Raw genomic sequence first — 20962 nt, forward strand, 5'->3', positions numbered from 1 at the left:
AACCTGCTGTCCTGTTAGGCTCCAGACCCATTGATTTCCTTCTGGCAGCGTGGTTCATGGTTCGAGAAACGAGCGGTGAGCATGTCGGATCTCTTCTGGCTTACGGACGCGCAGATGGCGCGCCTGGAGCCCTGTTTTCCGAAGTCGCACGGCAAGCCGCGTGTCGATGACCGTCGCGTGTCGAGTGGGATTATCTTCATCAATCGTAATAGGTTGCGCTGGCGCGACGCTCCTGCTGAATACGGTCCCCACAAGACGTCGTATAAACGGTGGAAGCGGTGGAGCGGCAAAGGCATCTTTGCGCAGATGATGGCTGGATTGGCTGCCGGGCATGGCGAAGAGAAGACCGTGATGATCGCGCGACCTACCTCAAGGCCCACCGGACAGCGACCAGCATGGGCATGAAAAACGGAGGCGCGGTCGCCTGATTGGCCGGACCAAGGGTGGCATGAACACGAAGCTGCACGCGATCTGCGACAGCCATGGCCGACCACTCAGCTTGTTCGTCACTGCCGGGCTCCTTCTCGGCGATGCAAGCATCGCCTGCCAGGCAACGGGTCAGCGACTACATAGGCGCGCGGGCTTTGCGCAGCAGCCTTCCGGATGTCGAATGGCTTCTCGGGGACCGTGGCTACAACGCTGACTGGTTCAGAGAGGCGTTGAAAGACAAAGGGATACGCGCCTGCTACCCGGGTCGAAAACAGCGCAAGACGCCTGTGCAATACGACAAGCGCCGCTACAAGCGGCGCAACCGCATTGAGGTCATGTTCGGCAGGCTCAAAGACTGGCGGCGCGTAGCGACCCGATACGACAGATGCCCGAAGGCCTTACTGTCGGCTATCGCACTCGCTGCAACCGTCATCTATTGGCTATGAGTCCTGGTCATCTAGCAGCGCATGAGGGGGGTGTGATGTCAAAAAGTTCTCTCACCCGGTAATCTCTTTCATCACCCCCAGAAACTTCGCCACTTCGCCCACACTGTTGTAATGGCACATGGAGACGCGGACACAGCTGTCCATGCCAAGCGGCGCCAGGATGTTGCCGGAGTAATGGTCCGCCTTGCGCAGGTGGGTGCGGATACCCTGCTCGTTCAGGCGCTTTACCACATCCACCGAGGGCACGCCTGCGACGGTCAGCGAGACCAGCCCCTCCCTGGCGGGATTATCGGCACCGCCCAGAATGGCAACCCCCTCCATCTCTGCCAGGCCGGGCAGGTTGCCGGTGCCATGGATCATCGCGTCGGTCAGCGCTTTCTCGTGGGCGTGGATCGCCTCGCCCGCGGCCACGACCTTGGCGCGCCGGTCCGTTGCGTCGCTGACCTCGCCGCCGAGCCATTCCAGATAACCGGCTACATCCGAGAGCGTCGCATAGCTGCCGGTGTCGCGGGTGCCCATTTCCCAGTTGTCTTCCGGCCCGCCGATCAGCGCGTTGTGCGGCAGTTTGGTCAGCCGGTCCGAGATCCAGGCGAGACCGTAACCGTGGCGCGAGAACATCTTGTAGGGCGAGATCACATAGCCATCGACGCCGTATGCAGTCAGGTCAATGCGCCCGTGGGCCGCGTGCTGGATGCCGTCAACGATGATCAGGCAGTCTGGGGCCACCGCGCGGATGGCGGCGGCGCAGGCGGTCAGATCAACGCCCATGCCAGTGACCGGAGAGGTATGGACGATGGTTGCCACCACGGTGTCCGGCGTGACCGCACGGGCATAGGCATCGGCGGAGATAGTGCCAGTGGCGTCGTCATGCGGGATCAGCACGTGTTTCTGACGTGCCACCCCGGACCAGCGGGCGCAGGCGGAGCGGGTGGCCGGGTGCTCCAGCGTCGAGCCCAGTACGGTGCCGCCTTCCGCGGTGCCGAGGCAGGCGTTCATGATCAGGCGGAACAAGAGCTCTGTGCCGCTTTCGCCGACGAAGAACTGGCCGCCCGGGGCGTTCATCATCACGCGCATGTCGTCCTTGGCCTTGGCGATCACCCGCACCAATTCATGGCTGCCGGGATTGTCGCGGCCCTGGTTGTCGGGAATGGCAGCATAGCGGGCGGAGGTTTCCACCACCGAATTCAGCGTCAGCGCGCCGCCGGCGTTCTCAAAAAACACGCGCGGCCCCTGCTGGGGGCATTCGTCCACCTGGGCGAAACGGGCGCGGATCTGGTCCAACAGGGCGTCAGTGATCTGGGGCATGGCAAGTCCAACCGGAAGGCGTTTGATTTGCCGTCACACTAGGGGGATTGCCGGGCGAGTACATCCAAAAAAATCCGGGGCTAAGCGCCGGAAATATTTGTGAGGAACTGCCCGGCGGAACGCCGGGCAGCACCCGTCCGCCCCGTCAAACCAAAGGTTTGCCTCCGGCAAAATGGGCGGGCGCTGCCCTCACTGGGTCAGGTGATAAACCCCGAAAACGGCACACGCAGGGCGGCCCGGTGCACCATCTCCGACAGGGTGATGATGTCGAACACCGGACGGTTCAGCGCGGCCTGAAGCGCATGGGCATAGGGCGGCAGGTCGGTGCATTCCAGCACGATCGGGCCGATTTCCGGGTTGCGGGCGATCATGCCCTGGGCAGCGGCCAGCAGCTCTGCCTCCACCTTGGCCAGATCCATTGCCGTGCGCTCGTTGCGCAGGATCACGGTGGAGAACTCCTCCGCATCGTCCAGCCCCTGCACCACGATGGGCGTATTTTCAGCGCCGACACCGCGCAAGTGCGCCTCCGTCAGGCTGCCGGCGGAAGCGGTGATCACACCCACCGTGCGGCCGGTCATCTGATGCGCCAGCGGCACCTGGATCAGCGAGGAGACGAACACCGGCACATTCACCGCTGCCGCGATCTCCTTCTGGAAAATCGCCAGGAACCCGCAGGAGCCGGTGATCGCCCGCACGCCCTTGGCCTCCAGCCGCTTGGCAGCGTCGATCAGCCGGTCCTTCATCTCACCCGTGGGGTTGGCCAGCAGTTTTGGCACGGTGATCCCGTCCAGCATTTCATACAGCGTGGTGAACTGCAGGCTGGAGGGGTTCTTGATGTGGCCAGGGGGCTTGGGGAAATAGCTCTCCAGCGCCAGCACGCCGATGGAGACGCCGCAGATGTTTTGACCGCCGGGGTGGATGGTCATGCCTTGATCCTTTCATAGCGCCGTGTGCGGAATGGCGAGAGGTCTTCATTCACAGGGGTTTGGCTGACGATATCGGCCACCAGCCGCCCGGTCTTCGGCGCCATCATCAGGCCGTAGTGGCTGTGGCCGAAGGCGGCGATCAGATCGGGGAAGCCCTCGACCTCGCCAATGCAGGGCAGGCTGTCGGGCAGGCTGGGGCGCTGGCCTGACCAGGTGTCCATATCGTCTGCCCGCAGATCAGGCAGCAGCGCGCGGGCCAGCTTGACCAGCCCGTCGAGCCGTTTCTGGTTCACGGGCTGGTCGAGACCTGCAAACTCGGCGGTGCCGGCAACCCGCAGTCCTTCCTCCATCGAGGAGGCCACGAATTTCATGTCCATATCCATGATCGAGTTGTTGAGCGCGACGCCAGGGGAGCGGAAGGACACATGATAGCCGCGTTCGGATTCCATCGGGATCCTGATGCCCAAGGGTTTCAGCAGTTCGCCGGACCAGACGCCCATGGCCAGCACCAGCTTGGGCGTCCATTCCTGGCCCGCCTCGGTCGTATAGCTCCAGCCGCCGGTTCCGGACGGTTGGATCGCCCGCACGGTTTGCCGCAGGATTTCCCCGCCCATCGCTTGGAACTTCTCCGCCAGAACGGTGCCGATCCGGCCCGGGGAGGTTGCACGGGCTTGGCCCTTGATCAGGATCGCAGCCTGGAATTCCGGCGTCAGCGCCGGTTCCAGATCGCGCAGCTCCGCCGTGCCGATACGCTCCATATCGGCCCCGCGGTCGCCGCGCATCCGGTAATCCACCGAATTCAGATCGGCTGCGTCCGCGTTGCGGAAGGCGTGGACGTAATAGCTGTCCTGCACCAGCTCCTCATGCCCGGTGCCCGCCAGATGCTGGCGGTACAGCTCCACGCAGTTGCGGTTGAGCATGTCCATCGCGTCGGAGATCTGCTGAATCCGGCCCTCGCGCCCCTCGGACAGGAACCGCAGTCCCCAGGGCGCGACCTTTGGCAGGTAGCCGGGTTTCACTGAGACCGGCCCCAGCGGGTCCAGCAGCCAGCCCGGCACCTTCTTCCACAGGCCGGGCATGGATTGCGGCACCACCGACCAGGGGGAGATGATGCCGGCATTGCCGTAAGATGTCGCCTGGCCGGGGGCATCCCGGTCGATGAGCCGGACCCTGAGGCCCCGCCCGGCCAGGGAGAGGGCCGAGCAGATGCCAACGATCCCGGCGCCCAGGACAGTGACATCAGGGGAGGCGCGGCCGCTCATTGCGCGGCCTCGGTCTGGAGCTTGCGCTGCTGGCCCAATTGCTGGACCAGCACCGGCGCCATGACCACCATCGCGGCGATGTCGGAGCCGCCGGACGGCGCCACCAGCAGCAGGCCGCCAATGGCCATCAGCAGCCGCCAGATGCCGTTGAGCGGGGCCAGGAAGTAGGCCGAGACAGCGGTGGCGATGGCAAAGACGCCCGCCGCGCAGGTCAGGGTGACCTGAGTGAAGCTCAGCAGCGTGAAATGCTCCGGCAGCACGATCAGCATGGTCGGCGCATAGACAAACACCATCGGCACCATCAGCTTGCCCAGCCCCAGGGTAAAGGCATTGAGGCCGGTGCGGAACGGGTTGGAGCCCGCAATCCCGGCCGCCGCATAGGCCGAGGCGCAGACCGGCGGGGTGATCTCGGAAATCACACCGTAGTAGAGCACGAACATATGGGTGGCTAGCGGCGGCACGCCCAGCTGGCTGAGGGCAGGCGTCGCAACCGCCACCAGCATGATGTAGAGCGCGGTGGTCGGCAGGCCGGCCCCCATCAGGATGCAGGCCATGGCGATCAGCACCAGCGACAGGAACTGCTGGATCGACGGCTGGCTGAACGCCTCGATGGAGGTCCAGTCGAGGAACGGCGCAATCGCTGCCGCCATATCCGCCGCGCCGCCGGTGACCATAAAGCCGAGGCGGAAGCCGACGCCGGTGGTGTTGATCACACCCACCACGATGCCCACCGCGGCAGACGCCGCGCCAACGGCCAGCGCGTATTGCACGCCGACGTGGAAACTGTCGAACAGGTCGCGGAAGTTCTGGCGTTCATTCCTGTGCAGGCAGCCGATCAGGGTCAGCGCGGCCAGCATTCCCGCCATCACCGGGGTATAGCCTTCACCGGAATAGGGCGATGCCTTCCAGAAGATGAAGCCCAGCAAGGCCAGCGGGATCACCATGGTGGCTGGCTTGTTGAAGGCACAGAAGCCCACCACCACACAGAGGCTGAGACCGATAAAGGCCGCCATATTCGGCGAATAGCCGGAAAACAGCACCAGCAAAAGCGCGATCAGCGGAATGATTGTGTACCAGCCGTCCTTCCAGACCTGCAGGAACTTGGGCAGCTGATCCTTGGGGTAGGCGGTCAGGCCAAGTTTCTTGGCGGTGAAGTGCACGATCGAGATCACCCCGATATAGTGCATCATCGCCGGCACAATCGCCGCAATCACGATGGTGGTGTAGGGCACCTCCAGATACTCGGCCATCAGGAAGGAAGCCGCCCCCATGATCGGCGGGGTGATCTGCCCGCCCGCCGAGGCCGCGGCCTCAACCCCGCCTGCGAAATGGCCGGGGTAGCCCATTTTCTTCATGTTCGGGATGGTCAGCGAGCCGGTGGAGACCGTGTTGGCAATGGACGAGCCGGAGATCGTGCCGAAGAAGGCTGACGACACCACCGACACCTTGGCCGGGCCGCCGGTGTAGCGGCCCGCCAGCAGCATGGCATTGTCGACAAAGAACTGCCCCAGGCCCATCCGCTGCGCCACCACGCCGAACAGCACAAAGTGGAACACCACGGTGGAGACCACCCACAGTGTCACGCCGAATATGCCTTCGGACGGGAAGTACATGTTGTTGACGAACTGCTGCCAGTTGACGCCCGGGTGCTTGAGGATCTGCGCGGGCATGTAGGGGCCGAACAGCGCATAGACCATGAACACCAGAATGATCAGCGGCAGCACAAAGCCGATGGTGCGGCGCGCGATCTCCAGCACCGTCAGGATCAGCACCGAGCCAAAGAATACATCCAGGCTGGAGGGATTGCCCTGCCGCAGTGCCTGTTCGCTGATGTCAAAGCCGAACATGTCAAAGCCGCGCCAGCTGACCCAGAGAAACAGCGCCGCTGCCATGCTGAGGCCGGTCAGCGCCCAGTCATAGAGCGGCACATTGCCGGGACGCAGGAGGCTGGGGCCGCGCCATTCCAGGCTGTGCGCGGTCCGGATCATGGGGAAACCCACAAAGATGAACAGGAACAGCCCTGCCAGGTGGATGCCCATATGCACATGGTCCACCGGCGTGCCGAAGCCGGCCGTCCAAAGATGATAGAGGGCAAAGGCGATGCTGGCCCAATAGATGACGCCAGTCAGCCTGGGGCCGTTGTTACGAGTGTTGAGGGCGGAGTCGTACTGCTTCTCCAGCTCCTCAAGCGCCTTGTTGTCGAGATGGGTGTCCAGGGACATCGGGGTCTCCAGTCCGGGGCCTTGCCGGCGCGCGCCATTGATCCGCACTGCGGACAGGGGCGCCGGGAAACAAAAGGCGGCAGCAGAGCGCACCCTGCTGCCGCAGTTCAGGGGGGAGGAATTACTTCAGCATGCCGATTTCGCGGTAGAAGCGCTCAGCACCCGGGTGCAGCGGCACACCGATGCCCTCGACGCCGTCCAGTGCGGTTTCCAGGGTAATCGCCTTGCCCTTGGGGTGGCCGTTGTCCAAGAGCTTGCGGGCGGTATCGGACCACATCGCCTTAGTGATCTCATAGATCAGCTCTTCGTCCATGTTGGCATTGGTGACCAGCATGCCGGAGACTGCCACGGTGTTCACGTCATAGTCCACACCCGGATAGGTGCCTGCCGGAATGGTCGAGGGGATGTAGTAAGGCACGGTGGTGTTGGCCTGTTTGATCTCTGCCTCGGACCAGTTGTGCAGTTCCATGCCCTTGGTGTTGTCGAGCTGGATCATTGCGGCAACCGGTGTGCCGGCTGCATAGAAATAGGCGTCCAATTGGCCGTCGGCGATGCGCTCGGCGGACTGGGCGTTGTTCAGCTCAGCCTCGTCGATGTTATCGCGGTTGACGCCGTGGTCGTTCAGGATCAGCTCCACCGCGATCTGGGTGCCGGAACCGGCCTGGGCAATGCCGACGCGCTTGCCCTTAAGGTCAGCAAGGCTCTCCAGCTTGTGGCCCTCGGGCAGCACCAGGTGCAGGTCTTCGGGGAACAGGTTGGCAATCACCCGCAGGTCGGGCTTGGCGTTGCCCTCGAACTTGCCCTTGCCGTGATAGGCGAAATGCAGGGTTGCGGCACCGGACAGGCCCGCTTCCATCTGGCCTGCCTGGATTGCGTTCACGTTATGGGCCGAGGCGTTGGTCGACTGGGCCATCGCCACCAGTCCAGGAACGCCGCAATTGCCGCCCTCGTCACAGGAGCGTGACCCGGGCGGGTTGGAAATCGCATTGGCAATGATGCCGCCGATCGGGAAATAGGTGCCGCCTGCGCCGCCGGTTCCGATGCGGAAAAACGTCATGTCCTGCGCCACAGCAGCTCCGGTCAGCATGGTGCAGGCCAGCGCGGCCCCGGTCAGTTTCTTGAAAAATCCCATTGTCTCTTCCCTTGGTTATTGGCTGCGGCCTTGCCCGGCAGCTCTCTCCTCCGATTGTTGCATCATGATAAAGGAGAAGCATAAGTACAAATTTAAAATTATACTGTATGTATAGATCAAATTTATGATAGCTTTGCGCCAGGGATCCGGAACATGAACTCACATCAGCTTGCGGTCTTTCATGAGGTCATGAAAACCGGGTCGGTCAGCCAGGCGGCGCGCAACCTGCACCGCACCCAGCCAGCGGTCAGCGCTGCCATCAAGACACTGGAGGAGGAGCTGGGCCTGACCCTGTTCCTGCGCGAAGGCCGCCGCCTGGTGCCGGTGCCCGAAGCGCAGTATCTGATGGAGGAGGCGACCGAAATCCTGTCGCGGCTGGAAACCGCGCAGCAGAACCTGGCCAATATGCGCGACCGGGTGCAGGGTTCGATCCGTATCGTGGCGATGCCGGGGCCGTCGACCTATCTGCTGCCGGAATTCATCAGCCGGTTCGTGGCCGGCAAGCCCGAGGTGCGGGTGACGCTGGCCACCCGGTCTTCGCCGCAGGTGCGCAGCCTGGTTGCGGCCAACAGTTTCGACATCGGCTTCTGCGACATGACCCGGTTCCGCGGCGACCGCAAGCTGTACGCGGCGGAGGAGTTGCCCAGCAACTGCCTGTGCGCCGTGCCGGCCAGCCACCCCCTGGCAGAACGCGAGGCGGTCACGGCGGCCGATCTGAACGGTGTGCCGATGGGGGCCTTACAGCCGGATCACAACACCTATCAGGCCACCTCGCAGGCGTTTCTGGCCGCCGGCGCCGAGTTCAACCTGCGCTACGATGCGCAGTATTTCCTGCCGCTGTTCCACTTCATCGCCGCGGGCCAGGCCTGTGCTGTGGTCGATGTGCTCAGCGCCGAAAGCTACCGCCGCAGCAACGCGGGCGAGGCGCGGATCCGGTTCCTGCCGTTTGAGCCGCAAATTTCTTTTGGCTATTCGATCCTGACCCCTAGCGAGCGCCCCCTGTCGCAGCTGGCCGCCAGTTTCGCCAAAGCCTGGCGGGAGTATGTGACGGAAATCCTGGCGGAAGCTGCCGGGTAACCGGATTCTGGGAAAATCCGGAGCCCCGCACCAGCTGCGCCCGCGGCGTTTTCTGCCGGCCCGCGCCCGCCCGCTTTACCATCCGGGGAGTGCCTCCGGCACAGCCCCTGTAGCGCCCCAGTGCTCCGGCGGGGCGGGCGCTTGGTGCATTAATCCGGCCGTTTTTGAGTTGCCTCTATTTTGGTCTTCACATCTATCTACATAACTGTATACAGTTTGGAGTACGAATCCCGGGCCGCGCCCCGGGCGGGTTTTACGACGAGTCAGGGAGCACCCATGATGAACACGCTAAACGGCGCCGAGGCGATGGTGCGCTCCTTGGAGGCGCATGGGGTCACCCATATCTTTGGCCTTTGCGGCGACACCACGCTGCCTTTCTATGATGCGATGAACCGGCTGGACCATGGCATCACCCACGTCCTTAGCCGAGATGAGCGCAGCGCGGCCTATATGGCCGACGGCTTCTCCCGCGTGACTGGGCGGGTGGGGGTCTGCGAGGGGCCATCCGGAGGTGGTGCCACCTATATTCTGCCGGGGCTGATCGAGGCCAACGAAAGCTCTTATGCGGTGCTGGCGATCACGACGGACATTCCGGTCGGCTCCTACGGGAAGTACCCGCTGACCGAGGTGGATCAGGAAACCCTGATGGGGCCGCTGACCAAGTTCAATACGGTGATCAAGCGCGCCGGCCACATTCCGCGGATGGTGCGCCAGGCGTTCCGGGCGATGACCACCGGCCGCTCCGGCGCGGCCCATCTGGGGCTGCCTTATGACATCCAGTACGATGATGTTTCCGCCGACGACATCTGGGGCGATCCCAAGCACCAAAGCTACCCCGCCTACCGCGCCGCGCCGGAGCCGGGCGCAGCGGAGGATGCGGCGGAGGCCATCCTGTCCGCAAAGTCGCCGCTGATCGTCTGCGGCGGCGGGGTGGTGATATCCGGTGCGATGGAGGAGCTGGGCAGGCTCGCCTCCCGCCTTGACATAGCCGTCGGTACCTCGATCTCCGGAAAAGGGTCACTGGCCGACACCCACCCGCAGTCGCTGGGTGTGGTCGGCTCCAACGGCGGCACCGATGAGACCTGGGAGATGATGGAAGCCGCTGATCTGGTGGTCTTTATGGGCTGCCGGGCGGGGTCCACCACGACGTCGCGCTGGGAGGCGCCGAAGCCCGGCCAGCGGATCGTGCATTTCGACAACGACCCGATGGTGATCGGGGCGAACTACCCGGCGGAGGTAGGTGTGGCCGCCGATCTGAAACTGGCTCTGCAGGCGGTGAATGCGTACCTGGACGGGCGTGGGGGTGATTTGCCGTCCTTCGGCGCTGCCGCCAAAATCGCCGATATCAAGCAGCGCAAGTTCGCCAAGTTCGAGGCGCTGGCGGCCAGCAAGACCGGTCAGGTCCTGCCGGAGCAGATCATCCATGCGTTGAACCGGAACCTGCCGGAGGACTCCATCGTGGTCTCCGATCCCGGCACCAGCTGCCCCTATTACAACGCATATTCGCATCAGAAACACCCGGGCCGCCGGTACATCACCAACCGCGCGCATGGGGCGCTGGGGTATGCGCTGTCGGCCTCGCTTGGTGCCTGGTTCGGCCGGCCCGGGGCCAAGGTCGTTGGGATGATGGGCGACGGCTCCTTTAGCTTCACCTGCGGCGAACTGGAGACCGTGGTGCGCTGCAACGCGCCGATCACCTATGTGGTGTTCTCCAATGCCAATTTCGGCTGGATCAAGGCGAGCCAGCGCGACAATTTCGAAAAGCGCTACTACAACGTGGACTTCAACCGCACGGACCACGCGGCGGTGGCCGAGGCGTTTGGCGTCAAGGCATGGCGGGTGGAGAAGCCGGAGGACCTGGACCAGGCGATCAAGGAAGCCTTTGCGCATGACGGCCCGACCCTGATCGACGTGGTTTGCCAGGCGCTGGAAGAGGCCGCCGCGCCGGTGCGCCGCTGGATGGGGTAAACACTCGCAACAACCTGCCGCCCGGCAGCACCGCCGGACGGCGCCCGTCCACCCCCATGGGCGGGCGCTTCGCTTCCGCCCGCGGACGGGCGCTGCCCTCTGTTTCAGGTTTCGAATTTCCCCAGTCCTGCTGCTCCCGATTTTCTTTTCCGTGCTGGCCGGTTATCACTCCGGGGACACCACCCTCAGGAAAGGCGCCCGCACCATGGACAAACCCACCGCCCCCAAACCCGGAGCCATGCTGCATCTGCGCGGCAACACGCTGTCCGAGGGCGACCCTGTGGCGCTGCCGCTGACTCACAGCTCGATGTACCACGTGCCGGGCGATTGGAACGGCGGCCCCAGCTATGGCCGCGCCGACAACGCAACCTGGGAGCATCTGGAGCACGTGCTGGGGTATCTGGAAGATGCACCGGTGCTGGCCTTCCCCTCTGGCATGGCGGCCATAACGGCGTCGCTGTTTGCCACGGTCAAGGCCGGGTCACGGATCCTGATCCCGTCCGACGGTTATTATGTGACCCGCCGTCTTAGCGAGCGCTTTCTGCAGAACCTTGGCGTGGAGGTTGAGCAGCGCCCCACCGCCAGCTTTGCCGAGGGCGGATTTGAAGGCTTTGATGTAGTTTTTGCGGAGACCCCGTCGAATCCCGGTCTGGACCTCTGCGACCTGCGCGCGGTCTCGGACGCGGTTCATGCGGCAGGCGGGCTGCTGATCGTTGACAACACCACCATGACCCCGCTGGGCCAGCGCCCGCTGGAGCTCGGCGCGGATGTGGTTGTCGCCTCCGACACCAAGGCACCGGGCGGCCATTCCGACGTGCTGATGGGGCATTTGGCGACGCGCAGCGAGGATGTGCTGCAGGCGGCGCGGGACTGGCGGATGATCGGCGGCGGCATCCCCGGCCCGCAGGAGGCCTGGCTGGCGCATCGCGGTCTGGAGACGCTGGAAGTGCGTTTCGACCGGATGTGCAACACCGCGGAGGTGCTGGCGGAGCGGCTGGCCGCGCATCCGCTGGTGCAAAAGATCCGGTTTCCGGGGCTGAAATCCGATCCCTCGCATGAACTGGCCAAGCAGCAGATGGCACGGTTCGGCTTCCTGATCTCGATTACTCTGGACAGTGCAGGGCAGGCCGATGCCTTCATCAACAATTGCCCGCTGATCCGGGCGGCGACCTCCTTTGGCGGCGTGCATACCTCGGCCGAGCGCCGCGCCCGTTGGGGCGATGCCGTGGCGCCGGGCTTCGTGCGGATTTCCGTCGGCACCGAACCGGCGGAGGAGTTGTGGAGCGCGATGGCAGCTTCGCTGGACGCGCTGCAGACCTAGGGCCGCCAGAGGTCCCGCCGCTGTCCCTGCAGGGACAGGCAGGGAATCCGCATCAGATCAGCGCCTGATAGAGTGAGGTGAGCCAGCCGGCCACCGCCTTCACCTCCTCCCGCTGGCCCGCACGGTCGTTGATCACCATGTAGTGCGAGCGGCGTTTCGGCAGTTTGAACGCGGTGGGGGCGATGACCAGCCCCTGCTCAATGTATTGCCGGGCAAAGCTTTCCAGCACCATCGTCACCCCATGGCCCGCCGCCACTGTTTGCAAGGCGAGCAGAGAGGAATCGGCCTTGAGCCAGTCGGTGGTCACTTGCAGCGTCAGCCCGTGCAGGTCGGCCAGGCGGCCCCAGTCGGTTTCGGAGCCGATGATCTGCACGACATCGGCGCGTGCCAGGTCCTCAATGGCGGGGCTCCCGCCAAGGGCCTTGGCATAGACGGGGCTGCAGACCGGAATGGCGTTTTCGTGGCCCAGGTGCAGGATCTGCGCCTCCTGCCAGTCGCCGGAGCCATAGCGGATGTCGATGTCCAGCGCCTCCTCGTCGAACCGGCTGGCCCAGACCGTGGTGGACAGCTGTACGAAGATGTCGGGGTGGTCGGCCTGAAACCGGGCCAGCTGCGGCGCGATCACAAGGGCAGCGCAGGAGATCGTTGCCCGCAGCCGCACCACACGCTTGCGTTTCTTGCTGAACAGGCCGGTGGTGGCGCGCTGCATATCGTCAAAGGATTTGCGGATCGGCTGGGCGTAGGCCTGACCGGTGTCTGTCAGGGCAACGCCGCGGGGCAGGCGCCGGAACAGCCGGGTGTCCAGGTGTTTCTCCAGCAGCCGGATCTGCTGGCTGACAGCGGCAGGGGTCAGGCCCAGCTCCTCTGCCGCGGCGGAGAAGCTGTTGAGCCGTGCGGCGGCCTCGAAGGCTTTGAGCCAGGTGACATGGGGCAGATCGGTCATGGCTTAGCTATAAGCACAGTTTAGCCTTAGGGGCAAAACACATTGTTTGATTTGCACCTAAGGCGCCGTGCAAGGTCGCGGGAGATCGAAGGACTCGGGCTGGCCATGGCGCAAACATTTGATTTCATTATCGTTGGGGCCGGATCGGCAGGCTGTGTGCTGGCGGACAAGCTGACGGCAAACGGCCGTTATAAGGTACTGCTGATCGAGGCCGGGGGCACGGACCGGAGGTTTTGGATCAAGGTTCCGGTCGGCTATGGCTTCACTTTCTCCAACCCGGCTGTGAACTGGCGCTATTCGGCGGCGGCGGACCCGGGGCTGAACGGGCGCGAGGCCTATTGGCCGCGGGGCAAGGTGCTGGGCGGATCAAGTTCGATCAACGCGATGGCCTATGTGCGTGGGCTGCCGCGTGATTTCGACGATTGGGAGGCCGCAGGCGCCACCGGCTGGGGCTGGGAGACTGTGCGCCGCGGCTATGAGGCGCTGGAGAGCAATGACGAATGGCAGCAGGGCCGCCGCCGGTTGCGCGGCACCGGACCGGTGCGCGTCACCGACCTGAGCGAGCGCATGCATCCCTTTACCCGCAACTTCCTGGCCGCGGGGCAGGAAATGGGCTGGCCGGTCCTGCCGGACATGAATGGCCCTGCTGATACCGGAGCCAATACGCTGCCCAGCGAGGGCATGGGGTATGTCCGCAGCACGGTGAAGGGCGGGCGGCGCTGGTCCTCGGCGGATGCGTTCCTGCGGCCCGCGATGCGGCGCGGCAACCTGACCGTGGTGAGCGGCGCGCTGGTGGAGAAAGTGCTGACCGCGGGCGGGCGTGCCACCGGGGTGGCGTACCGGGTGAAGGGGCAGACGCAGCTGGCCACGGCAGCGCGGGAGGTGATCCTGAGCGCGGGCGCGGTGAACTCTCCGCAGCTGCTGCAGCTGTCGGGGATCGGGCCGGCGGCGCTGCTGCAGCGGCATGGGATCGCGGTGAAACACGATTTGCCGCAGGTCGGCCTGGGGTTGCAGGATCATCTGGCGGTGTCGCATTTCTTCTGGGCCAATACCGCGACACTGAACGACAGGCTGGGCAGTTTCGCCGGGCAGATGAAGGCGGGGTTGCAATATGTGCTGGCCCGCAAGGGGCCGCTGAGCGTTCCGGTCAACCAGTGCAGCGGTTTCGTCCGCACCCAAGGTGCAGCGCTGCCGGACGTGCAGGTCTATTGCAATCCGGCCTCTTATTCGACGCGTCCCTCGGGCAAGCCGCAGATTGACCGGGACAATGGTTTCCTGCTGTGCGTGCAGCCGGGCCGGCCCACCAGCCGGGGGCAGATCGCCATCCAATCCGCCGACCCGGCGCAGCCGCCGCGGATCGAGCCGAACTCGCTGGCGACAGATGAAGACAAGGCTACTGCCGTGCGCGCCAGCCGCTTGCTGCAGGCACTGGCAGCGGTCCCCGCCATCAAGCGCGTCACGCGGGAGCGGCGGGCGCCGGACATTCTGGAGATGGACGACGCGGCGCTGCTGGAGAACTTCCGCAACCGCGCGGGCAGCGTGTTCCATGCCTCCTGCACCTGCCGGATGGGCCGTGAAGCCAGCGACTCCGTGCTGGATGCGCGGCTGCGGGTGCACGGCATGGCGGGCCTGCGGGTGATTGACGCCTCAGCATTTCCGAACATTACCTCCGGCAACACCAATGCGCCGACCATGATGCTGGCGGCCCGGGCCGCGGATTTGGTGCTTGAAGACAATAAAAACAGGCCCTTGGCGGCTGAATGACAGGGAATACCGGATGAAACTCGACAGCATCGAAACCTTTGTGTTCGGCAATCCGCCACCGCGCCACGGCGGGCGCTATTTCATCTTTGTGCGCCTCACCACCGCTTGCGGCATCACCGGAGTGGGGGAGATTTACAACGCGACCTTCGGCCCCGATCTGTGCTGTGCCATGGCTCAAGAGATGTTTGCCCGCCAGTTTGCGGGCTGTGACCCGCATCATATCGAGAAGCTGTGGCGGAAATCCTACGGTGCCGGTTACACGCTGCGGCCCGATGTGACGGTGATGGGGGTGCTGAGCGGTCTGGAAATGGCCTGCTGGGACATCATCGGCAAGGCGGCGGGCAAGCCGGTTTACGAGCTGATGGGCGGCCAGGTGCATGAGCGGCTGCGCAGCTACACCTATCTGTATCCGCCGGAAGGCGATGTGTATCCGGACCCGGACACGCCCAACGTCTACAACGACCCGGACATGGCGGCAGAGGTGGCGCTGCAACGGGTGGAACAGGGATTTACCGCGGTGAAATTCGACCCCGCCGGGCCGTATACGATCTATGACGGCCATCAGCCGCGGCTGGAGGACCTGGAGCGCAGCGAGATGTTCGTGAAGCGCATCCGCGAGGCTGTCGGAACCCGCGCAGACCTGTTGTTCGGCACCCATGGGCAGTTCACCGTTTCAGGCGCCAAAAGGATGGCGCGGCGGTTGGAACCCTATGAGCCCTTGTGGTTCGAGGAACCCACCACGCCCGAGAACCCCGCCGATATGGCTGAAGTGGCGCGGTTTACGTCGGTGCCGATCTCAACCGGTGAGCGGCTTTGCACCAAGCATGAATTCGCGCGGGTGCTGGAGGCCGGGGCGGCCTCGATCCTGCAGATGGACCTGGGGCGGGTCGGCGGCCTGCTGGAGGCCAAGAAGATCGCATCCATGGCCGAGACACGGCAGGCGCAGATCGCGCCGCATCTTTATTGCGGGCCGGTGGTGGCGGCGGCGAACATCCAGATCTCCGCCTGCAGCCCGAATTTCCTGATCCTCGAAAGCATCGGCACCTTCCAAGGCCCCTACATGTCCTGCCTGAAATCCAAGATCACTTGGGAAGACGGCTATGTGATCCCGTCCAGGGAACCGGGTCTGGGGGTGGAGCTGGATGATGAAGCCATCGCCGCCAGCCCCTATACCGGCAGCGAGCTGCATCTGGAGCTGGCGCAGGAACCAGTGGTTCAGTAAGCGGGAGCCCCGGCTTTACTTGCCGGGGCGCATGGCCTCCGGCGGCAGCTTGACCGGGAACTTGGCGCGGACCTCGGCGTCGAGCTTGCTGCCGAAGTAGTTCGGGAAATGCTCGCCCAGGATCCGGTCCGAAACCTCGCGGGCGCGGTCGAACATGGTTTGCTTGCCCGCCTTTTCCCAAGTGTCCGTCAATTCGCGGTCCATCAGGTCGGGGTAGACATATTCCGTCTCCATATACTGCAGCGTCTGGGTGTTGCCGAGAAAATGGCCGGGGCCGGTGGCACAGTCGTGGATCACATCGACCGAGAGGGTCTCGTCGCTGACCTCGATCCCGCGCAGGGTGCGGGAGATCATGCCCGCGGCCTCGTTGTCGATCACCATCGACTCGAACGAGCATCCCATCAGCGAGCCGACCATGCCGCCGAACTCGCACAGACGGTTGGCGCCGGCATGGGCGGCAAGGCTGAATGTCAGCGCCTTTTCCAACCCGTACTGGGCATCGGGTATCTTGGAATCGGTCATGCCGCAGCCGACAGAATTGGGCAGGTTGTAGAAATTGCCCATCTGGATCGCGGCAGCGCCGATCAGCGCCTGCTCGCCCGATCCGCCGGTGAAGGAGCCGGTGCGCAGATCGGTGATGAAGGGCCAGGCGGCAAATACAACCGGCGTGCCGGGGTTGATCAGGTTGACGATGGCCACGCAGGAAAGCGTCTCAGCCACCGCCTGCGCCAGCGTGCCGGCCAGCGGCGCAGGGGAGGTCGCACCGGCCTGCGGCGGCACCGCCAGGTCGCAGGTCAGGCCCAGCTTAGCGGTGTCGATCATGATCTCCAGGTTTTCGCGCCCCAGCCGCAGCGGCGACACGATCGGACAGCCGCCGAATATCACCGAGGGTTTTTGCAGGAACTTGCCCTCACCGCCCGACGCAATATCAAACATCTCAATCGCCGGCTTGATATGAGACCGGTCGCGAAAGGTGAGGCAGGATGGCTTCTCGCTGCCTGCCAGGATGGAATAGAGCATCGACATGTCATGCTCGAAATCCTGCGGCACGTCGGTGCCCAGCACGGTGTCGCCTGTCATATGGATGTTGTCGAGCCGGTCCACCAGCCGGGTGAAGTCATAGACGTCGCGGATGGTGGAGGGGCGGTAGCTGCGGCTGGCGGCGTCAAAGGTCGTCACCGCGGTGCCGGAGTTGGCGTAATAGACCTTGTCCTTGGTGCAGTGCATGTCGTCCTTGCCCGCACGGCTGCCGCGGGCGTGAACGTAAAACTCATTGGCCGCGCCGGCCAGCAGGTCCTCCATCAGCGCGCGCGGGAAACAAAGACGGCCATGCACGCTGAGGGTGGCGCCCTTGGGCAGCACCAGGTCCAGCAGTTCCTCTGTCGGGTCGCCGATGCCGGTGCGTTCCAGAATGGTCAGCGCGGCGTGGTGGATCTTTTGCATGTCCGCATCCGACAGCGGCCGGTAACGGCCGCCGGAGAGGCCGGGCCAGATCGCCTGGCTGGCGGAGGCTTGCGTGCGGGCCGCGGCGCGGGCATCGCGGCCGCCGCTGCGGCGGCGGGGCCGGGTCTTGGTGACGTCAACCATATAGCGGTCTCCGGGTTAGGGCAGGGCGGGCCACGGGGGCGGCCTGCAGTAAAGAATTGGACCGCGGCGGGTCAGAGCATCCTGAAATAGCTGCGGTAGAAGCCCGGCAGGCTCCATTCCATCTCGGACAGCGGGCCGGGCGCAAAACGGTGCGAATTCACGCCTTCCTGATTGTGGCGGATGATGCGTTCATCATCGAGCGAGGTGACATGCCACAGCCATGTGAGGGCTTCCTTATCATAGTCGCGCCCTTCTTCGGCATCGCCGCGCACGTACCAGGCAATCTGGATGTCGGTCTCCTGCAAACCGCGCGGGACAAAGCGGTAGCCCACCAGATGGTCGGCATAGATCAGGAAGTAATTCAGTGTGCCAACGGCCAGATCGGTGGCGCCGCCGTCATGGCCGGTGAGCTGACCCAACGGCGGTGCCAGCGGCCCGCCGTCCCTGCTGCCGGTCTGGTAGCCGGGAAACAGCGGGTAGCGGCGCCAGTAGACGTCGGCGCCGGGTGCCTGTGCGTTGGGACCGGTCAGGTCCAGCTCCTCCACCGGCAGGCCGATGGCAGCGGAGCGCTCGCGCAGGGCCGCGCCGTATTTCTCCACATCCGCCGGGTCCTTGAGCGAATGGCTGCGGGAAAACTCCTGATGCGACGGCGCACAGTGGTAGCACTCCAAGTAGTTTTCCAGCGCCAGCTTCCAGTTTGCGGGCACCGGGTAGGAGGCCTCATGCGCCAGTTTCAGGTTCTCCAGGCTCATCGGTGCCGACAGCGGCGCGAGGCGGTCCAGGCTTTCGGCCAGCGGCGGCGGGTTTTCATCGGCGCAGATGAAGATCAGCCCCTGAAAGATCTGCACCTGCACAGGGAACAGCCCGTAGTCGGCGGGGTCGAAATCCGGCCCCATGGCGCGGCCCCCGCGCAACCGTCCGTCGAGGCCGAATGTCCAGGCGTGGTAGGGGCAGGAGAACACCCGCGCGGTGCCTTTTTTTTCCAGACAGACGCGGGAGCCGCGGTGGCGGCAGACGTTCAGATGCGCGCGGACGTCTCCGTCGCGGTCGCGCACCACGATCACCGATTCCGGGCCGTAATCGAACAGGAAATAGTCTCCGGGTTCCGCGATCTGGCTGACGTGGCCCACCCAGATCCAGTTGCGGTTCCAGAACATCTTGATGTCGTGGTCGTAAACCGCTTGGGAGGTATAGAAATGCCGCTCCAGCGCAAAGCCCTCGCGGTGGCTCTCCATCAGCTCGCGCATCACTTGCAGGTCGTCTTTGGGCATCAGCTGCCTCCCATACCGTTCAGAGAGATCAATTCGCGGCGGAACCAGTCCGCATCGGCCGCCGCCGGGTCGCGTTCGAAATTGCGCGCCGCCATGTGGCCGGCATAGACCGCATCGGCAATCAGCCCGGGGGATGCGGCATCGCCGATCAGCTCCAGCGTGGTGAAGCGGTGCGCGTGGTTTGCCTTCAGCTCTTCATAAAGGGCCGCGTCGCGCTGGCGGGCGGTCACCATCAGCAGGCTGGCGCAGGGGACCGCGCGCGGACGGCCGGTGTAGGCGCAGCCCAGGGTGGCGCCACCCGCACCGGCTGATTGCAGCAGATGCAGCGGGATGATCTCCACCCCGGCCTCGATCAGGCTGGTCTGCACCCGCGCCTGTTCCAGCGTCAGCTCAGTAAAGGCTGAGACCACGGCGCCAGGGGTGGCCAGGATCACCTGGCGGCCGGCCGCGGCCAGATGGTGCGCTATGACCCCCGCGATGTAGGCTTGGTCGTCGTCATAGATCAGCACCGGACCGTCGGCTGGGGGCAGTTCGCCCGCCATGATGTCGTCCGGAGTGAAGACCGGCAGGCCCTCAACCGGCAGCGGCGCGTGGCTGGAGCGGCCGCTGCCGTCGCGCAGCCAGCGGCTGCCGGTGGCAGCAAAGACATTGGGGATCTCCAAATCGGCGACCTCGGCCGCGGTTATCGGGCTGTCGGTGAACATCTGCACATTGGCGCGCTGCTGCAGCTGCCACAGCCGGTTGTCGGCCACCCGTTTCCAGGCGGCCAGCCCGGACAGGCGGGATTCGCGCAGGGCGCGGCCGCCGAATTCCGGCGCGGCCTCGGCGAGGGTCACGTCATAGCCGCGGTTTGACAACTGCAGCGCGCATTCCAGGCCCGCCGGACCGGAGCCGATCACCAAAGCATTGGTTTCATTGCGCTTTGGGGCGATTTTCTCGGGGTGCCAGCCGCGGCGCCATTCCTCGCCCATGGTAGGATTCTGTGTGCAGCGGATCGGCACGCCTAAATTGTCAGCTGACACACAGATGTTGCAGCCGATGCATTCACGGATCTCTTCGATGCGGCCTTCCTCGATTTTCTTCGGCAGGAACGGGTCGGCGATGGAGGGGCGGGCGGCGCCGATCAGGTCCAGCACGCCCTTGCTGACCAGCGAGGTCATCAGGTCCGGCGAGGTGAAGCGGCCGACACCGACCACCGGCTTGTTGGTCACCTGTTTGACGAAATCGACGTAAGGAATCTGAAAGCCGTCCTGCGGCTGGAAGCGGGTGGTCTGGCTGTCATTGCTCCAATCGGCGACGTTGACGTCCCAGAGATCGGGAAGCTCGGCCAGCATCTCAACCACGGCGCGGCCTTCCTCCTGCGCCTGCATTCCGTCCGCGCCCTTCATCTGGTCGACTGCAATCCGGAGGGCGACGGCGCACTGGCCGTCCAGTTCCTCGCGGGTTTCCTCCAAGAGCTCGCGGGTCAAGCGGACGCGGTTTTCCAAAGAGCCGCCGTACTCATCGCTGCGGCCATTGAATTGCGGCAGCAGGAAGTGATGCGCCAGGGTCATCTGATGGCCGGCATAGATATAGACGATGTCGAACCCGGCCTCCTTGGCGCGGCGGGCGGCGGCGCGGTGCCAGCGGCGCAGGTTGCGGATGTCCTCCTTGTCCATGGCGCGGGCCTGTTTGGGAAAGACCGTGTCAATCGGCCCGTCGCAGGGTCCCAGCACCGGCGCGCGGGTCAGGTGGTTGGTGGCGTGGTGGCCGTTGTGGGCCAGCTGGATTGCCGCCAGCGCGCCGTGCTGGTGCACCTTCTCGGTCATCAACCGCAGGGCGGGAATGTCGTGCTCATCCCACAGCCGGTTTTCGGCATACGGCCCCAGGTCAGAGGTCGGGTGGATCTCGGTCTCCTGGGTGGAAACCACGGCCCAGCCGCCTTCGGCCTTCATGCCGCGCATGGCGGCCTCGGCCTGCGGGCGCACATGCCCCATGCCGTTGCAATGGGGCACCTGGTAAAACCGGTTCCGCGCGGTGACAGGACCGATCTTCACCGGTTCAAACAGAATGGAATACCCATTTGCGCCTGGCATATTGGCACATCC

General features: G+C 64.6%; 14 protein-coding genes and 1 pseudogene. 6 read left to right on the top strand and 9 right to left on the bottom strand.

The features are described 5' to 3' along the window. Positions 1-81: 81 nt before the first annotated feature. Positions 82-875: pseudogene (locus ACTRWG_RS06000) on the top strand (IS5 family transposase). Between the two features lie 51 nt (positions 876-926). Here the strand turns inward: ACTRWG_RS06000 and ACTRWG_RS06005 are convergent. The 5 genes from ACTRWG_RS06005 to ACTRWG_RS06025 form a co-directional block, all read right to left on the bottom strand. After that, positions 927-2180: an aminotransferase class V-fold PLP-dependent enzyme gene (locus ACTRWG_RS06005; protein WP_462829102.1), complete on the bottom strand. Its 1254-nt coding sequence runs from the start codon at positions 2178-2180 to the stop codon at positions 927-929. Positions 2181-2377: 197 nt separating this feature from the next. Then, positions 2378-3106: an aspartate/glutamate racemase family protein gene (locus ACTRWG_RS06010; RefSeq protein WP_259959628.1), complete on the bottom strand. Its 729-nt coding sequence runs from the start codon at positions 3104-3106 to the stop codon at positions 2378-2380. Beyond that, a complete protein-coding gene (locus ACTRWG_RS06015; RefSeq protein ID WP_462829103.1) occupies positions 3103-4368 on the bottom strand; it encodes an NAD(P)/FAD-dependent oxidoreductase in 1266 nt (421 codons plus the stop codon). The genes ACTRWG_RS06010 and ACTRWG_RS06015 overlap by 4 nt, the downstream gene beginning before the upstream one ends. Then, positions 4365-6590 (bottom strand): TRAP transporter permease, encoded by a 2226-nt coding sequence (locus tag ACTRWG_RS06020; protein ID WP_027233888.1) that lies wholly within the window; start codon positions 6588-6590, stop codon positions 4365-4367. The genes ACTRWG_RS06015 and ACTRWG_RS06020 overlap by 4 nt, the downstream gene beginning before the upstream one ends. 121 nt (positions 6591-6711) lie before the next feature. Further along, positions 6712-7722, bottom strand: a complete 1011-nt coding sequence (locus ACTRWG_RS06025) for a TAXI family TRAP transporter solute-binding subunit (protein ID WP_027233887.1) — start codon at positions 7720-7722, stop codon at positions 6712-6714. A gap of 153 nt (positions 7723-7875) precedes the next feature. Between ACTRWG_RS06025 and ACTRWG_RS06030 the strand changes: the two genes are divergently transcribed. The 3 genes from ACTRWG_RS06030 to ACTRWG_RS06040 all read left to right on the top strand — a co-directional run bounded on the left by ACTRWG_RS06030 (position 7876) and on the right by ACTRWG_RS06040 (position 12088). Further along, a complete protein-coding gene (locus ACTRWG_RS06030) occupies positions 7876-8799 on the top strand; it encodes a LysR family transcriptional regulator (protein WP_027233886.1) in 924 nt (307 codons plus the stop codon). Between the two features lie 276 nt (positions 8800-9075). Further along, positions 9076-10767: a thiamine pyrophosphate-binding protein gene (locus ACTRWG_RS06035; RefSeq protein WP_027233885.1), complete on the top strand. Its 1692-nt coding sequence runs from the start codon at positions 9076-9078 to the stop codon at positions 10765-10767. Positions 10768-10972: 205 nt separating this feature from the next. Beyond that, the gene (locus ACTRWG_RS06040) at positions 10973-12088 is read left to right on the top strand and encodes a cystathionine gamma-lyase (RefSeq protein WP_027233884.1); all 1116 of its coding nucleotides are present in this window, start codon (positions 10973-10975) and stop codon (positions 12086-12088) included. Positions 12089-12140: 52 nt separating this feature from the next. Here ACTRWG_RS06040 and ACTRWG_RS06045 read toward each other — a convergent pair whose 3' ends face one another. Continuing rightward, entirely contained in the window at positions 12141-13031 is an 891-nt protein-coding gene (locus tag ACTRWG_RS06045; RefSeq protein WP_259959621.1) for a LysR substrate-binding domain-containing protein, read from the bottom strand. 105 nt (positions 13032-13136) lie between these two features. Here ACTRWG_RS06045 and ACTRWG_RS06050 point away from each other — a divergent pair, with 105 nt between their 5' ends. Then, positions 13137-14795, top strand: coding sequence for a GMC family oxidoreductase (locus ACTRWG_RS06050; RefSeq protein WP_462829104.1), 1659 nt, complete (start codon positions 13137-13139; stop codon positions 14793-14795). A gap of 13 nt (positions 14796-14808) precedes the next feature. Continuing rightward, complete coding sequence (locus ACTRWG_RS06055; protein ID WP_027233881.1) at positions 14809-16017, top strand: mandelate racemase/muconate lactonizing enzyme family protein; 1209 nt, start codon at positions 14809-14811, stop codon at positions 16015-16017. 15 nt (positions 16018-16032) lie between these two features. Here ACTRWG_RS06055 and ACTRWG_RS06060 read toward each other — a convergent pair whose 3' ends face one another. The 3 genes from ACTRWG_RS06060 to ACTRWG_RS06070 all read right to left on the bottom strand — a co-directional run bounded on the left by ACTRWG_RS06060 (position 16033) and on the right by ACTRWG_RS06070 (position 20950). Beyond that, positions 16033-17604, bottom strand: a complete 1572-nt coding sequence (locus ACTRWG_RS06060) for a trimethylamine methyltransferase family protein (RefSeq protein ID WP_027233880.1) — start codon at positions 17602-17604, stop codon at positions 16033-16035. Between the two features lie 71 nt (positions 17605-17675). Next, positions 17676-18875 carry an aromatic ring-hydroxylating oxygenase subunit alpha gene (locus ACTRWG_RS06065; RefSeq protein WP_027233879.1) on the bottom strand — a complete coding sequence of 400 codons (1200 nt, stop codon included), beginning with the start codon at positions 18873-18875 and terminating at the stop codon, positions 17676-17678. Next, positions 18875-20950 (bottom strand): oxidoreductase, encoded by a 2076-nt coding sequence (locus ACTRWG_RS06070; RefSeq protein WP_084299353.1) that lies wholly within the window; start codon positions 20948-20950, stop codon positions 18875-18877. The genes ACTRWG_RS06065 and ACTRWG_RS06070 overlap by 1 nt, the downstream gene beginning before the upstream one ends. Between the last annotated feature and the right edge of the window lie 12 nt (positions 20951-20962).

This window comes from Leisingera sp. G5_S3_59_S7, assembly GCF_054968485.1.